Below are 15,223 nucleotides of genomic sequence, written 5' to 3' on the forward strand. Positions count from 1 at the left end.
CCATCTTATTTTGAGGCGCAAGCGGCAACCGGCGCGGGCGAAACAGGGAGTTTTCCGCCTTGAGCTCGCGTCCGAGCTTATGCCATAATGCGCTCATCTGTTGGTTGTCCCGATTTACTTTTTTATGGAATGTGCTCATGAAACTTGAGCGGCAAACACGCCTCTTTTTTCGCAAAGGCGCCTCCGACAAGGTCTACGAGGTCGATCTCTGCCGTGTCGGCGAAGACGCCTACGTGGTCAATTTCCGCTACGGTCCCAGCGGCGGCAATTTGCGCCACGGCTCCAAAACCCCCTTGCCGGTTGGTTTGGCCGAGGCCGAAACGGTTTTTGACAAACTGGTCGCCTCCAAAACCAAAAAAGGCTACCAGCCGCTGGTCGACGGGCCGGGCGCGGCCGAGGAAACCCAGGCGGCCGACCTTCCGAACCTGGATCAAGCGCTAAGCCACGGGGACCGTGTAATTCTCGAACAAGCCTTTCTCGCGGCCCAAAACCTGACCCGCCGCGGTGGCCGCACCTTAACCCGCCTGTTGTGGCGCATCGGCGAGCGTCGCTTAGACGGCGCCCAGGCGATCATCCGACCCCACCTCAAAAGCAAAGACGACCGCATGGTGCACACGGCTTGCTGGGTCATCGCCCGTTGCGGCTACCGCGAATTGCTTCCCGACTTGGCGCCGATCCTCCAGCAAAAAAAGCGGCCCGCTTGGCTTAAGGTCTGGATTCGCGAGACCCGTTTCCACCTGCTGTCACCCGAGGAACGCGCGGCCGCGGCCGAGCAATTCACGGCCGAGTTGCCGCTGGAACAGGCGCAAGCCTTGGCGGCGCCCGATGAGGTGGTCGCCTGGTTTCTCAAAAACTTCCAGTCACCCAATTTCGAAAAAAGCAGCCTGCTCCACGACCTCTACCATTTCGATGTCCCTGCATACCGACCGGCGCTGCTTGCCCTCCTGCAAAACATCCCGCTTGAGCCGCCCTACTGGCCTCACCTGCGCTTCATTTTTAAAGCCGCGATCTTGCGTGAGGATTGGGCGGTTTTCGCCGTGCTCTCCCATCGCATCCACACCACCAAAGCCAAATGGGCCTATGGTTACGCCACCATCGATTGGGATTACATCAATATATATAATGAAGCCCGAAAAACCACCTCGCGGGTCGGCTTCACCCGCGAAACACGCAAATACTTGGTGAAACGGAGCTGGCGGGAATTAACCCGCGCGGCGCGGGATCGGCCCGAAACCTTTGTCCAAATGGCCGGGCAACTGTTGCTGCAATTCCGCGACAGCGACAACCGCAACATCCCCTCGCGGTCGATGTACCAGTGGGAAACGGATCAAGATCGCTTGATCCACTATCCGCCGTTTGCCGATTTGTTTGCATTCAGCATGCTGCTTTTCGGCAAAAGTGATCGTTTTGAGGTGATTCAAGACAGCGCCCGACTGCGCTACACCATCGATGCCTACGACGGCAACCGGCCGGCGGCGACGCGCGATCAACGCGAGGAACCTTATCCCGAACTATGGGATCAGTTCCCGCACGCGTTGGTACCCCTACTGGACGGGGCCAAGCACCACGAGGTCCATCGCTTCGCGGTAAAGGCCCTGCGCGCCAACCCGAGCTATCATGAAGCGATTACCGACGAACATCTCGCGGCTTGGCTGGGTTCAGCCTATGAAGAAACCCAGGCCTTCGCGGTGGAACTGATCGAAAAGCGGTTGCAGCCCGACCCGTTCCCGGTGGCGATGTTAACCACCTTGCTGCGGGCCGAGGTTGCCGCCGCCCACCAACTCGCCGCCGATTTCATGCGCGCCCATCCCCGCCCCACCCGCGAAAGCGCGGTGCTGGTGGTGACGGCGGGCATTCACGCCGCGGCCGAGGTGCGCCGCGTCATCGCCGATGTGCTCGCCGGTGGGGTTTTGGCCCTGCCGGATCAGGCGCAGATCGGCCGCACTTTGTTGGCGGCGCTGGTGGGGTTGGCCGAGGATACGCCCCATGCTTTGCTCGACGAAGCCTACAACCTGTTCGCGGGGCCGCTGGCCACCTACCTGCGCCGCATCGACCTAGAACAGATCATGCGTTTGCTGGAACACCCGGCGGCGGCGGTGCAAGGGTTCGCGGGTCGGCTGTTGCGCGATCACGAAACACCGGCCGAGGAATTTCCCCAACAGGTGTTTGCCGCGCTTTTGGACGCCGAGGATCCGCGGGTGCGCGCGGCCGGGGTAACCCTTGTCGGCAAGCTGCCGTTGGAGACGCTGCTCCATCGCGACAGCCTGGTTTTGGCGGCGGTCCTGTCCGCCCACGCACCGGTTCGCCATGCGGCGGTGCCCTTGGTCGAACGCATTGCCGCCGCCCACCGCGGTTTTGCCGTGTTGTTGGCGCAAACCCTGTGTCGCCACTTGTTGCGCAAGGTCGCGGACGAAACCCAACACGCTGATTTGGCCCATCTTTTGGCCAACCCGCTTAAGTCGGCTTTGGCCGAAATCGAAAAAGACACGGTTTGGAAAATGAGCCGGAGCGCCTACCGATTTGCGCGCCAAGCCGCGGGCGAAATCGTCAGCCAGGCTTGGGTTCCGGGAGAACTGAACGTGCGGGATTGGGTGTTGCTGGCCCATAGCGATCAACAAAAACTGCGCGATTTCGGGGTTGGGGCTTGCCGTGATTTTGCCCCCCGCTTGTTGGATGATCTGGCCGAGGCGGTGCGTCTGCCCGACACCGATTGGGAAGATACCCGCGACGCGGCCTTTGTTTTGTTCCGCGCCGAACCGGTTTTTTCCGCGTTGGCACCGACCCACCTGGTCGCCCTCTGCGACAGTACCCGACCCGAGGTCCGCGCTTTTGGGTACGAACTGCTGACGGCCCGTTTCGAAAAGGGACAGGGCCGCGAGTTCCTGCTCAAACTCAGTGAGCACCCCGCCGCCGACATGCAATTGCTGGCTTCCAACTGGTTGCTGGACCACGCCGAACCCAGCGCGGCCGGCTTGCGTGCCCTGCAGCCGTACCTCACCACGGTCTTGATGCGCGTTAACCGTTCGCGCGTCGCCAAAACCCGCATCTACGCCTTTTTGGCCGAGCAGGTTGGCGGGGATCGGGATCGTGCCGAGGTGGTGCGCGACATCCTCGCGCCGATATCCCAGACGATTGCCGTCGGCGACCGGGATCGCTGCATGGCGATTCTGCACCAGTGTGCGACCGAATATCCCGAGTGTGTCGGGCCGGTTCGCGTGGTGGCGGCGCCGATTCGCGAAAGGAGGAAACGTGGAGTTTAACTACCGTTACAGCGGTTCCACCGAGGCGCGAAGCAACGGCAACCGTACCGACATGTCGTTTGCGCCGGACACCTTGCGCGAACCCACCTACTTTGGCGGCGAACTGGCGCAAGCGGTCCCGTTCCGCGAGGCGATTTCGGCACTGCACGCGGTGGTGGTTTCCGATTTGCGGTTTAAGCCGCGCGATACCACGGCCTACAAGGCTTGGCGTGAAGCGCGCGACATGGAAGATTTGGCGGAGCTGACGGCGGGGAAACAAGACCTGGCCAAACAAATGGAAGCTGTCGGCCGCCGTTTGGCGGAAGCGCGGCGTGCCAAAGCCGCGGCCTTGGCCCCGTTTTACAAAGCGCGGAACCGTTACTTTGACTACCTCTACAAAAAAGATTACGACAAGTGGTTCGTGCTGGATCCCGTCATTACCGTGCATCCCGACGAACTGTTCTTCGAGTGTTTTAGCCAGGATGAGGCCACCTATGGTCGCCTCAGTTGCGATTACGGGGTGTTTAAGAACATCAACGATTTTGCCTGTGGCACCACCAACATCGACTACTCGGCCAACCTTTACCGTGAATTCCAAAAAATTCGCACCTACAAAACCACCCGCTTCGACATTGACCCCGGCGGTTTTGAGGTGACCACGGGGTTGGACGAGGGTTTCAAGGAAGTTAAGATCGATCTGCCCGATTCCTGGGTGCGCGGGTTCCTCCAGGTGAGTTCGGCGATGACCTTGCCGATGGTGCGTTTGCACCTGACGCCGATGGACATCCACAACCTGTGTTTTGTGTTGCGGCGCAAACGGGAAAAACAGGGCCCGCGCTCGATTCGTTTTCAACTCAAACCCGGCGAACCGATTCGCGCCTTGATCGAACCCTGGAACGATACGTTGGTGTTCGCGCGAAGTGAATTCCGCGGCCGCGAGGAAACCGAAATCCGGCTGTGGGGCCGGCGGCGTCTGCTGATTTTGGAACGGCTGATTCCCATCGCTCGGGGTTTTACTTTTTGTTTGGCGGGCACGGGCATGCCCTCGTTTATGGTGGCCGACCTGGGCGGCATGAGTTTCACGCTCGGCATGTCGGGCTGGACCAGCAACGACTGGTCACGGGCGGGTAATTTCGACCTGATGGCGCCGCGCGCCGAGGTAGATCAGGACACCAAGCTGCGCGTTTTCAAAGCATTGCGCAAAGACTGGCAAAACACGGCCGACGCGGTCGCCAAAAGCGAAGGTTTGGCGCGGGAAACGGTGTTGGGTGCGCTCAGCGCCTATACCCAAGCCGGTTCGGTGATGTTCGACTTGGCCAAGGACGTGTTTCGCGCCCGCGAACTAAGCCGAGAACCCCTGCCGATGGACAAGCTGCGCTTTGCCAACCCACGGGAAGCCGAGGCGCGGGCGCTGGTGGACGGGGGCGGGGTGACGCTGCACGAGAAGCGGTTGGATCCCGACGGCAACCTGCACCTGAGCGCGACGGTGAAGGAAGGCAAACGCACCTACCAAACCCAACTGCGCATTAACAGCGACCAAGCGCTCAAGGAAGGAAGCTGTCAGTGTAACTTTTTTACCCAGAACAAATTGTACCGTGGGCCCTGCGTGCATTTACTCGCGACGCGGCTGCGTTTTTCGTTGGAACAGGGAGGTATTTCCTGATGCGTTTTTCCGTCCCCGTTCACCCGGTGCAACCCCTTGTGCCATTGTCCCTTTGGGCTTATGATGGTCTCCATTACGACGGTGACGATCCGTCTTGCAATCTGGATGGCGGATCGCCATCCGTGCTTGTTGGTTTGTCACGCTTCACCGACTCGATCTTCACTGTGCGGAATTCACGCTATGTTCGCCAGGCCGGTACGGGTTCCCTGAACCTCCTGGTCGAACATAGCGCGATTCCGCGTCGAGTTGATCGATTCGGTCTCGGGAATTCATCGAAGATGGATCGTCGCCGTCGCCCCTATCCCGGTAGTGGACCGGCTTGTCGAGGTGCTGCATGAACCAAGCACGCCAAGCCCTGTACGACCGCATCCGCGAATCTTCCAAGGATGAAGTGATTCTGGAAGAAATGATCGCGCTCGGCTTTTGGGATCCGGCGCAACCGGGCAAGGAAGCGGCCGCCGAGCTGATTGGCAAAACCGCCGAATTGGAGCGGGAGATGAGCGCCTTGCGGAGTGAAATGGCGCGCATCGACAACCAAGAGGCGATGCTGAAAGCCCTGCGCAAGCGCAACATGGAGCAGGCCAAGGCACGTCGGGTTGAAACCAAAAAACGGCGTGAGGCCGAGCGCCAGGCGCGCGCCGAGGCCTGGCGGCTCAAAAAACAACAGGACATTTTGTACCTGGGCGAGGGATATTCCCATTCGCTGGGTGAGCAGGGCGCGTGCGATGCGGCAGCTTTAGACGAAAACGGCGCGCTGCCCGCCTATGAGAACGCGGCGGCTCTGGCCGCGGCGATGGGCATTAGCATCGGTGAGTTGCGCTGGTTGGCATTTGGTCGCAAGGTGTCCCAAACCACACACTACCAGCGTTTCCAGGTACCTAAAAAAAGCGGTGGGTTGCGCTTGATTTCGGCGCCGATGCCGCGCCTGAAAGAGATACAAAGCTGGATTTTGCGCGAGATTTTGGAAAAGGTGCCGATCCGCTCCGCGGCGCGCGGTTTTGTGCGTGGTAAGTCGATTGTCGATAATGCGCGACCCCACGTGGGTGCCGATGTGGTGATTAACGTCGACATCAAAGATTTTTTCCCGACGGTGACCTATCCCCGCGTCAAAGGCGTGTTTCGCAAGTTGGGTTATCGCGGCCAGGTAGCCACCATCCTGGCCATGCTGACCACGGAGCCGGAGATGGTGGCGCTGGAAATGGACGGACAACGTTATTGGATGGCAAAGGGCGAGCGGCGTTTGCCGCAAGGGGCCCCGTCGAGTCCGGCGCTCACCAACATTATCTGTCGCGGTTTGGATGCGGAATTGGAAGAACTGGCCCTGGTCAATGAATACGAATACACCCGCTATGCCGACGACATTACCTTTTCCACGCGGGGCCGCGAGGCGAACCGACGCATCGGCGGGGTGCTGCGCAAAATCGAACAACATGTCGGCGCCCACGGCTTTACCCTGCACCCGGACAAAACCAAGGTGTTGCGCAACAACGCCCGCCAGGAAGTGACCGGGATTGTGGTGAACGAGAAGTTGTCGGTGGATCGCAAGACGCTGCGGCGTTTTCGGGCGGTGATGTTTCAGGTCGAACAAGACGGGCCGGAAGGGAAACACTGGGGTCAGGCTGAGCATGTGATCGCGGGCTTAACGGGTTACGCCCACTTCCTCAAGATGGTGGATCCCGCGCGGGCCCAACCCTTTTTGGAACAACTGGCGCGCATTGTGGAAAAACACGGCAACCCGGTTTATCCCGAGCGGCGCGCGGCGCGGGCGCCGAGTTGGCGGCGTTATCAACCCGACTCGGATCAGGCCGAGGCGACCGATGCCGCGCCGGCGGCGAACGAGGCACCGGCGCATCCATCCGGTTCTGAAGGGGAAGCAGCGACGCCCGTCCTGGAAAAGAAACCCTGGTGGAAATTTTGGTAGGGGAACGATCATGAGCCAACCCATTCTTTACATAGGTAACACCAATTATTCCAGTTGGTCGCTGCGCCCATGGCTGCTGCTCCACCATTATGGTGTCGCCATGGAGGTTCGCCGTTACGCGTTTAACAGCGACGCCTTTTATCGCGAGGTCGGCGCCGTGTCGCCCACCTGTCAGGTGCCCTGCCTGCGCATCGACAGCACCTCGATTTGGGATTCTCTGGCCATTTGCGAATGGGCGGCGGAGGCTTGTCCCGAGGTGCGGGGTTGGCCGGAAGACGCCGCGACCCGCGCGGTGGCGCGTTCCGTCAGTGCCGAAATGCACGCCGGCTTCAAACAGGTCCGTTCCTTGATGCCGATGAACGTGCGCCGCCTTTGCCCCAAACCCGAACCCAACGCCAAGCTCGAAGCGGAAATTGCACGCATTCAAACCATGTGGCGTGACCTGATCCAAACACACGGGGGTCCTTTCCTGTTCGGCGATTTCCTGACGATTGCGGATGCGATGTACGCCCCGGTCGTGTTTCGCTTCACCCGTTACCAAATTGACATGGATCCAGTGTGCGCCGCCTACGCCGACCACATGACGGCATTGCCCTCGATGGTGCATTGGCGTGAAGCGGCGCATCGGGAAACTGAGGTCAACGAGGCTTCGGAAGTGGCGGGTGAACGGCGCGATTTCCAAAGCTGAGCATGTCGGTGGAAGGGTGATTTTCGTCACCGCGACCGGGGTGGGCGGAAGGTTTATCTTTTGGTATTCTTGCTTTGGTTGACATGTTGACGACTTTGAGTCGTTGATGTGACCTTTTGAATATTTGATTTTTATGACAGAAACGGAAATGCCTCGGTGTTCTGGGTCGTAGGGCGTGCTTTAGCAACGAATTGAATCCGTATGACCTCGCCGGCGGTCTAGAATGCGCATTGAGGCGCAATTTAAGGATGGTTTATCTTTTTGGTTAAGTCTCTGTATTTATTGAATTTTGGCGGTCCATTCGCGTTGGCTGAAAAAAAATTTAAAGAAGCGCTGACGGAATTTGGGAATTTTGCGCGATACCCTATAAGGGGTGAGGTTACTCAAATCACCTTGCTCTTCGGTTCGGTGGGCATGGACCCTTTTGGTTAACGGAACTTATTGAGATGCTACCCGCATTTCTGACAAGGATTCGTAGCAGAATTCCTTGTGAGAAATGCGGGCTCGCAAAACTTTGCCGGTAAACGCCTATTATCGACCACGTCTCAAACACAAACACACTTACAACCCGTCCATTGCGACTTACCTTGATGGTGAGGTGGCTCGTGCCGGCGGCTTGAGAAGGAACAGTTGCGCCTGTTCTTTTGGTAGAAAAAATACTGCCGGTTCACACCGGAAAAACGCCTCACGTCATGAGAAGTACGGATCACCTAAAGTGTTCCTATCCTGGAATCCGTGTGCCTGGACAATGGCACCTCGCATTGTCACCAAGGTACTACCTAAGAAGCGCGATAAGTCGCGGTGATTTTAGCCAAACCTCTGGGCTACAACGGCCTGTAAAAATGCTCACCGCACCCACCGGGTGCGGTCGGGCGCGACCCCGGTCCGCTTGTTCCAAGCCATTTCGCTCCAGATCTTTAGCCAAAATCCCTCGCTCTTATCCCGCTTCTTAGGTACTAATGAAACACGAACCATTACCACTATGGAGTGACCTAGATATGTTAAAAACAGTCCTATTGCGAATGTTGTTTTGTGCCCTAGCGGCATGTACTTTTAGCTACGCCCAAACCCCGTCTTATCCCTTTGGCGAAGGTTATTTTAAAGAGAAGTTAATTAACGCGGGGCCCGGTGTCGGCGCCACCTCGACGCGGCGGCATGCGGATCACCTGGGGTGGCGTTTTGATGTCGTGAGCGGCGGAAGTAGCCAAGAAGATATGGATCGCTTTGTTGCATTGATGGCTGGGCGTGAAGAAGACCGCAATGGTTTGTTGCTGTATCCAGACGGGAGCCCGCGTTACCGCATGATGACCGTGGGCGGGGCGACTCGCGAGAACGGTGCATTTATCGGTGGTCTGCAGGGGACGCTCCTTGGCGGTCGCCACCCGATGCACCCCCATTATCTTGGGGTCCACATGGTGAAACAATTTGTTGAAGGCGGCGGCGGTTACGCGGGTTTCTGCGCGGGCATGCAGTTGGCCGACAATTTTCAACTGACACCGGTCGGCATGCAGGACTACCTGTACCCACAAGATCCCGGCCCGGTGGATTCGCGGTTTATCGGGGATTACGCATCCGATTACGGCGACATTCCCAATGTATTGCAGTGGGGTGGTACCTACATTCACGAGTACGAACGCCATCCCGGTATGGAGGAAATTGCTCGGATGACCGTGGCATGGGGCAATAATAGTGATCGGACCATGGGCGCGACCTGGTTTTACACCGATCCCAACAATCTGGACAAAGGCCGACTGCTGTTGAGCGGTGTTCACCCGGAAATGAATGGTGACCCACATGCGGTATCGGTGGTTTCGGCGATGCTGGAAGCCACCATCGCGGGGAACCACGAACCCGTGCTCAAAAAAGAATTGGAGAACGGTGTCCCTCACGACGCCACCGCGGAGACCTTTACCCACGACTGGACCAAAATCAAAGTGGGCGACGGTCAGTACCACCACTACAAGGTGATGGTTCCCGCGGGCCAACGCTACTTGCGCATTGACCTGGGTACCCTGGATCCCTTCGATTTGCATTTGTTCCTCCACCACGATGATTATGCGTTTTTGGGTCATAACAGCTACGAACTCGTGGAAAGCGGTGGTTCCAAGGTGTTGGTGGTCGACAATCCCGCCCAAGGCGCGTGGTTCATCGGCGTGAAAGGCGCCAGCTATCCGGCGGCCTCCTACATGACCACCGATGAGGGCATTGAGGTGCTGAACGGGATTGGCTACACCCTGACCGCGACCTGGTCGGACCAACCCGAATGCGAAACGGCTGTTTTGAGCGCGGCGCTTTTGGAAACCAACGTATGCCGCGGCGAAGGATTGGATTATCAGTTCCTCGTTGCCGAGTGTGCCGCGGGTCAATCCGTTAATTTGGAGCTGGTTAACAGTGTCAACCAGGTGGTTCTTGATTTGGGTTCTCACGTGGTGAGCGCGGGTACCAACACGGGTACCATCGCAACCCCTACCGGCTTAAAAGAGGTCGCGCACCGCTTGCGTGTGACGGATGCCGAGGGCAATCAAACGGAATCCAACCCAATCACCATGCGCGCCATGCAAATCACGGCCACCACCAACGGCGACCGTTTCGAGCCGGGGAGTACCCTTCGTCTCGAATGGCAGGCGCGTTGCGATTTCGAAGGGCAAACCCTGATTACCTTGCGCAATGAGAACCATCAAGAAGTGGCCCGCGTGCTGACCAACAGCTCCGACTACGGTTTGAACGAAAGCGACTTTTTGCTGAACCAGCCTCCCGGCAACTACTACTTCCGTTTGTACGCCGCTTGGATCAGTGGTGACTCCAACATGTTCGCCATCGCCGAACCTTCGATTGAAAGCCTGGTGAGCAATGCCGCGCCGGTGGCCGCGGGGTTCCCTTTTGTGGTGAATTGGGATGCAACGGCCGGTTTTGACGGCGTGACGGGAAGCCTGAGTCTGCACGACGCGAACGGTGCCTTCATCAAAACTTTGGGTAGCAACTTGCCCTTGGCGGAAGGTGTGAACACGGGAACCTTCTCCTTTACGGCGGCCGATCTCGCCGGTGGTTTCAACACGTCCACTGTGTTCCTGCGCTTTACCGCGGGTAACGCCACCCGCGACAGCGCGGCGATTGCGGTAACCCAAACGCCGGCTGAGATTCTGGAAGCGGTGCCGGCCATCCTTTACGAAAACCAGGTGTACAGCTTCCGTTTCCGTCGCAACGTGCTTTCCGACGGTTCCGAATGGCGCCTTCGCTTCCTGGACGCCAACGGCGTTTCGGTGGGCGGCCAAACCGTGACGGGTGCGAACACGGTAGGCGATCACAGCGACCGCATGGTGATTGGTTTCACCAATGTGGTTGGACCCCTGAGGATTCAGGTGGAAAACAGCCAGGGCACCGTGGCCGTGACCTCGACGCCGTTCCAGGTGAAGGCGCCGACCTTGACGGTTTACAACGATTTGGCGTTCGGCGGGATCACCTGGGAATGGGATGGTGAAGCCGGTAACAACGCGGTGATTCTGATCTTCGATGTTGCCACGGGCGCGGAGCTTTTCCGACATACCATGACCAACAGTCCCGGCATCAACCTCTACATGGGTTTTGGTGGGGTTAACTTGGTGCCAGGTCGTGAATACCGGTTGACGGTCGGCGTTGTCGGCCGCCTCGCCCATGTGGTTCATACCGAAACCTTTATTTACTAAACCGTCGTTCGCTTAAACGACCGAATGGGGGGACCGCGTTTTCCGTTGTTTCCCCCATTTTTTCCCGATGTCGGTTGAACCTCGAGCGGGATTCGAACAAAAAGTGAAAAAAGATTAGCGGAAAAGGCCAAATACCGTGCCTTGCTAAATAAGGGGTGATGGAACGAGCAACGCCCGCTTTAGTTTGAACCTTTCTCTTTAGCAAGTGTGCTCGGTGCCACCACATTGATGGTCCCTTGGTTACCCTTTAGTTAATGATTTGATTGTGAAAACAACTATGAACCTGGAGTAATAAACCTATGTTTAAAACAGTCCTGTTTCGATTATTGATGTGTGCCCTCGCGGCCTCATCTTGGGCATTCGCCCAAACCTCGCCCTATCCTTTTGGCGAGGGTTATTTCAAAGAAAAGTTGGTTAACCGCGGTCCCGGTATCGGTTCCTCCGACACGCGGTTGCATGCCGAATATTTGGGTTGGCGTTTCGACGTCGTCAGTGGTGGAAACGACGAAGAAGACCGTCGGACCTTTTACGGCCATATTGCCGGCCGCTTGGAAGACCACAACGGCCTGTTGCTGTACCCCGACGGAAGCCCCCGTTACCGCATTATGACCGTCGGCGGAGCAAGTAGTGAGAACGGCGTCTTCATCGGCGGTGTACAGGGCACCATTTTGCAGGAGTATTACCATCCAATTAAGCCTCATTTGAGCGGCAATCATGCGATTGTGAAGTTTGTTGACGGCGGTAGCGGCTATGCCGGTTTTTGTGCGGGCATGCAGCTTATGGACGATTTCGGCATTGAGCCGATTGGGTTGGTTGATTACCTGTATCCCCAGGATCCCGGACCCGTGGATTCGACGTTTACCGGTGATTACCATTCCGATTACGGCGATATTCCCTACGTGCTGCAAGCCGGCGGGACCTGGGTACATCAGCCGGAACGAATCGCCGGGCTTGAGGAGATTGCCACCATTATCGTCCCCTGGGGCCGACATAGCCGCACCTTAGGTGCGACCTGGTTTTACGAAAATCCCAACAATCTCGACGAGGGACGGCTCCTGCTCAGCGGGGTACATCCTGAAATGAAACGGGACCAAAACGCGGTGGCGATTGTGGCCGAAATGCTGGAAGCAACCATCGCGGGTAACCAGGGCCCCGTCCTTAAAAAAGAACTGGCCAACGGCCAACCCCACGAAGCCTATGAGGATAGCTTCTGGCCACAATGGGACGAGATCAAGGTCGGCGACGGGCAATACCACCACTACAAGGTGACGGTTCCCTCCGGCCAACGCTTCCTGCGCATCGATTTGGGAACTACCGATCCGTTCGACCTGCACCTGTTCCTCCATAACGGTGACTTCGCCTTTTTGGGTTACAACACCCGTGAAGTGGTCGGCAGCGGCGGCAGCAAAAGTTTGGTGATCGACAACCCCCCCGCGGGTGAGTGGTTCATCGGCGTGAAAGGGGCCAGCTATCCCGACGCGAATTACATCCGCAACGACGGCGGCATTGAGGTTTTGAACGGCATCGGTTATAGCTTGACCGCGACCTGGTCCGACGCGCCCGAATGCGAAACCCAAATTGTGGGTGCGACCCTGTTTGGCAACCATATCTGTCGCGGTGAAAGCCTGAGCTACGAGGTGACCGCCGCTGCCTGTGCCGCCGGCGAGCGCGCGACCCTGGCCCTGGTGAACAGCAGCGGCCAAGTCGCCCAAAACTTGGGTTCGCTTACCCTGCAAAGCGGCGCGAACGCGGGTTCGGTCACCTTGTCCACCGGCTTGAGAGAGGGTGGTTACAGTTTGCGGGTCACCGACGCGGAAGGCCGTCGGGTCGCTTCCAATCCCGTCACCATTCGCGCCATGGCGATTACCGCCACCACCAACGGCACCCGTTTTGAACCGAATAGCACGCTGCGCCTTGAATGGCAGGCGCGTTGTGATTTTGCCGGTCAGACCCTGATCACCCTGCGCGATGAAAACCACCGTGAAGTGGCGCGCGTGTTAACCAACAGCTCCGATTACGGCCTCAACCAACACGATTTCCTGCTCAACCAACCGCCCGGCAACTACTACTTCCGTTTGTACGCGGCTTCGATTAGCGGTGATTCCAACATGTTCACCATCGGCGAACCCTCGATTGAAAACCTGGTAACCACCGCCACACCCGTTGCGCCGGGTTTCCCCTTCGTGGTGAATTGGGATGCAACGGCCGGTTTCGACGGCGTGACGGCTTCTTTGTCGCTGCACTATGCCGACGGAACCTTGATCAAAACCCTGGGCACGAACCTGCCCCTTGCCGAGGGCACCAACACGGGTACCTTCTCCTTTGGCACGGGCGACCTCACCCGCGGCTTCCCCAGCAACGGTGTTTTGCTGCGGATGCGTGCCGGTGCGACCACTCGTGACAGCGGACTGATTCCCGTCACCCAAACGCCGGGCGAATTCCTGGATGCAATCCCCACCACGCTTTACACGCACCAGCTCCTCGACATTCGTTTCCGCCGCAATGTGCTTGGTGACGGTTCCGCCTGGCGGGTTCGTTATGTGAACAGCGAGGGCCGGGTGATTACCGGACAAAACTTGGACGCTGTGAACACCGTCGGTGAACACACCGCGCGCCTGTTCCTGATGTTCACCTATCCCAACCACCCACTGATCATGCGCGTGGAAGATGCGAACGGCAACGTGGCGATGGAATCCGCGCCCTTCGAATTAAAAGCGCCGACCTTGACCGTTTACAACCAACTGAAGATGGGTGGCATGACCTGGGTGTGGGACGGCGAAGCCAACACCACCGCGGTGTTTTCCATCTACGATGTTGCCACGGGCGCGCTGCAATTCGAACGCGAAGTCCCCCAGCAGCCCGGTGTGAACCTGAATACCCAATTCCACGGCGCCAATTTGGTAGAAGGGCGTGAGTACCGCCTGGTGGTCGGTGTACGCGGCCGCATGATGCCGGTGTCTTACAAGGAGCAATTCGTTTACTAAGCTGTAAACTTTTTCGGTGAAAAGGATCGGGGAAACAGGGTTTTGACGCTGTTTCCCCGGTTTCTTTTTGGCTTGCGGTTATACCTCGAAGGCGCGGAAGCTGCCGGATTGCATCAAGGCCCGCACCGATTGCATGTAAGCCTCCGGGCCGCGGTAATCCGGGTGGGACCGGAACACGGCCGCCACTTTGTGCATGGCGTCTATTTCCCGTACTGTTTGATGGACCGCACCGCTCACTGGGGTGGTGGGATTCAACTGTTGTCGAACCGAAACCGCGGCGCGGGGGTGGTTGGCAAAAAACAATTGCTTGGGATCGACGTGGTGGCGCGATACGGCGACGGGTAAGCGGTCGCGGCAGTTGCAGCGGTTTTCGCGGACCACCAGGCCGCAGTGTTGTTGCATGAAGGCGGTGAGCAACTCGCGGGCGCGGGACAGGCGTTTGCGGAAGGCGGCCGGCGTGATTTCTAAAATAAAAGCGCCCTGCTCGCTGGTCACCTCGAAAATTTCGCCGAGAATGTAGGCGATGCGTTTGTCGCGGTCCAGACACTGCAACATGGCGGAACTACAGCCGATTTTCACCTCTTTGACCAGCAATTTGAGTTCGGTGCGGTGGGTCGTGGCCGGATTTTGGCCGGCGAGCGGCGGCGCGTCCCAACCCGATTCCAGTTCGGCACCGACATCGGCAAACGTCAGTTGTTCAAGGCGGCGTTTTTTCTTCATGTTGATCAGGGTGTTGGCGGCGATGCGCATCGCCCAGCTAATAAAAGAACCCTCGCCGCGGAATTGGCTGAGGTGGGTGATGATGCGGATCGCGATGTCTTGGGCCGCGTCTTCCGCGTCCTGGGGATGGAGCAGCATGCGTAGTGCCAAGCCGTAGATGGGATCGCGCACGGCTTCCATCAGTTGTTCGAGCGCGGCCGAGGAGCCGGCGAGCGCTTGTCGCGCCAAATCGGCCAAGGCGTCACGATGATCGTCGCTCCCGGCGTCGATCCCGGTGTCGATCCCGGCGTCGCCTTTGGCGGGTGGTTCTTCCCGAGTCATGGTT

8 protein-coding genes are annotated in these 15,223 nt (G+C 58.3%); 7 read left to right on the forward strand and 1 reads right to left on the reverse strand.

Annotation, left to right across the window (positions count from 1 at the left end; translation table 11 throughout):
* Window positions 1–137 precede the first annotated feature (137 nt).
* The 7 genes from J3U88_RS08615 to J3U88_RS08645 all read left to right on the forward strand — a co-directional run bounded on the left by J3U88_RS08615 (window position 138) and on the right by J3U88_RS08645 (window position 14,178).
* Window positions 138–3,260 carry a hypothetical protein gene (locus J3U88_RS08615; RefSeq protein ID WP_207856445.1) on the forward strand — a complete coding sequence of 1,041 codons (3,123 nt, stop codon included), beginning with the start codon at window positions 138–140 and terminating at the stop codon, window positions 3,258–3,260.
* Entirely contained in the window at window positions 3,250–4,902 is a 1,653-nt protein-coding gene (locus J3U88_RS08620; RefSeq protein ID WP_207856446.1) for a hypothetical protein, read from the forward strand. The genes J3U88_RS08615 and J3U88_RS08620 overlap by 11 nt, the downstream gene beginning before the upstream one ends.
* Before the next feature lie 334 nt (window positions 4,903–5,236).
* Complete coding sequence (locus J3U88_RS08625; RefSeq protein WP_207856447.1) at window positions 5,237–6,823, forward strand: reverse transcriptase family protein; 1,587 nt, start codon at window positions 5,237–5,239, stop codon at window positions 6,821–6,823.
* Between the two features lie 10 nt (window positions 6,824–6,833).
* Window positions 6,834–7,511, forward strand: coding sequence for a glutathione S-transferase family protein (locus J3U88_RS08630; RefSeq protein ID WP_207856448.1), 678 nt, complete (start codon window positions 6,834–6,836; stop codon window positions 7,509–7,511).
* A gap of 261 nt (window positions 7,512–7,772) precedes the next feature.
* Complete coding sequence (locus J3U88_RS08635) at window positions 7,773–7,943, forward strand: hypothetical protein (RefSeq protein WP_207856449.1); 171 nt, start codon at window positions 7,773–7,775, stop codon at window positions 7,941–7,943.
* A 566-nt stretch (window positions 7,944–8,509) separates the two neighbouring features.
* On the forward strand, window positions 8,510–11,194 hold the full coding sequence (locus J3U88_RS08640) for a pre-peptidase C-terminal domain-containing protein (protein WP_207856450.1): 2,685 nt from the start codon (window positions 8,510–8,512) through the stop codon (window positions 11,192–11,194).
* A 299-nt stretch (window positions 11,195–11,493) separates the two neighbouring features.
* On the forward strand, window positions 11,494–14,178 hold the full coding sequence (locus J3U88_RS08645; protein ID WP_207856451.1) for a PPC domain-containing protein: 2,685 nt from the start codon (window positions 11,494–11,496) through the stop codon (window positions 14,176–14,178).
* A 78-nt stretch (window positions 14,179–14,256) separates the two neighbouring features.
* Here the strand turns inward: J3U88_RS08645 and J3U88_RS08650 are convergent, their stop codons facing one another.
* Window positions 14,257–15,219, reverse strand: coding sequence for an RNA polymerase sigma factor (locus J3U88_RS08650; RefSeq protein WP_207856452.1), 963 nt, complete (start codon window positions 15,217–15,219; stop codon window positions 14,257–14,259).
* Window positions 15,220–15,223 lie beyond the last annotated feature (4 nt).

The sequence above is a fragment of the Acanthopleuribacter pedis genome, from assembly GCF_017377855.1.
Lineage (GTDB): Bacteria > Acidobacteriota > Holophagae > Acanthopleuribacterales > Acanthopleuribacteraceae > Acanthopleuribacter > Acanthopleuribacter pedis.

Bases quoted from the DNA above. Each gene is read 5' to 3' on its own strand.
- J3U88_RS08645 (WP_207856451.1), top strand. From the start codon at position 11,494: ATGTTTAAAACAGTCCTGTTTCGATTATTGATGTGTGCCCTCGCGGCC.
- J3U88_RS08615 (WP_207856445.1), top strand. From the start codon at position 138: ATGAAACTTGAGCGGCAAACACGCCTCTTTTTTCGCAAAGGCGCCTCC.
- J3U88_RS08650 (WP_207856452.1), bottom strand. From the start codon at position 15,219: ATGACTCGGGAAGAACCACCCGCCAAAGGCGACGCCGGGATCGACACC.
- J3U88_RS08630 (WP_207856448.1), top strand. From the start codon at position 6,834: ATGAGCCAACCCATTCTTTACATAGGTAACACCAATTATTCCAGTTGG.
- J3U88_RS08625 (WP_207856447.1), top strand. From the start codon at position 5,237: ATGAACCAAGCACGCCAAGCCCTGTACGACCGCATCCGCGAATCTTCC.
- J3U88_RS08640 (WP_207856450.1), top strand. From the start codon at position 8,510: ATGTTAAAAACAGTCCTATTGCGAATGTTGTTTTGTGCCCTAGCGGCA.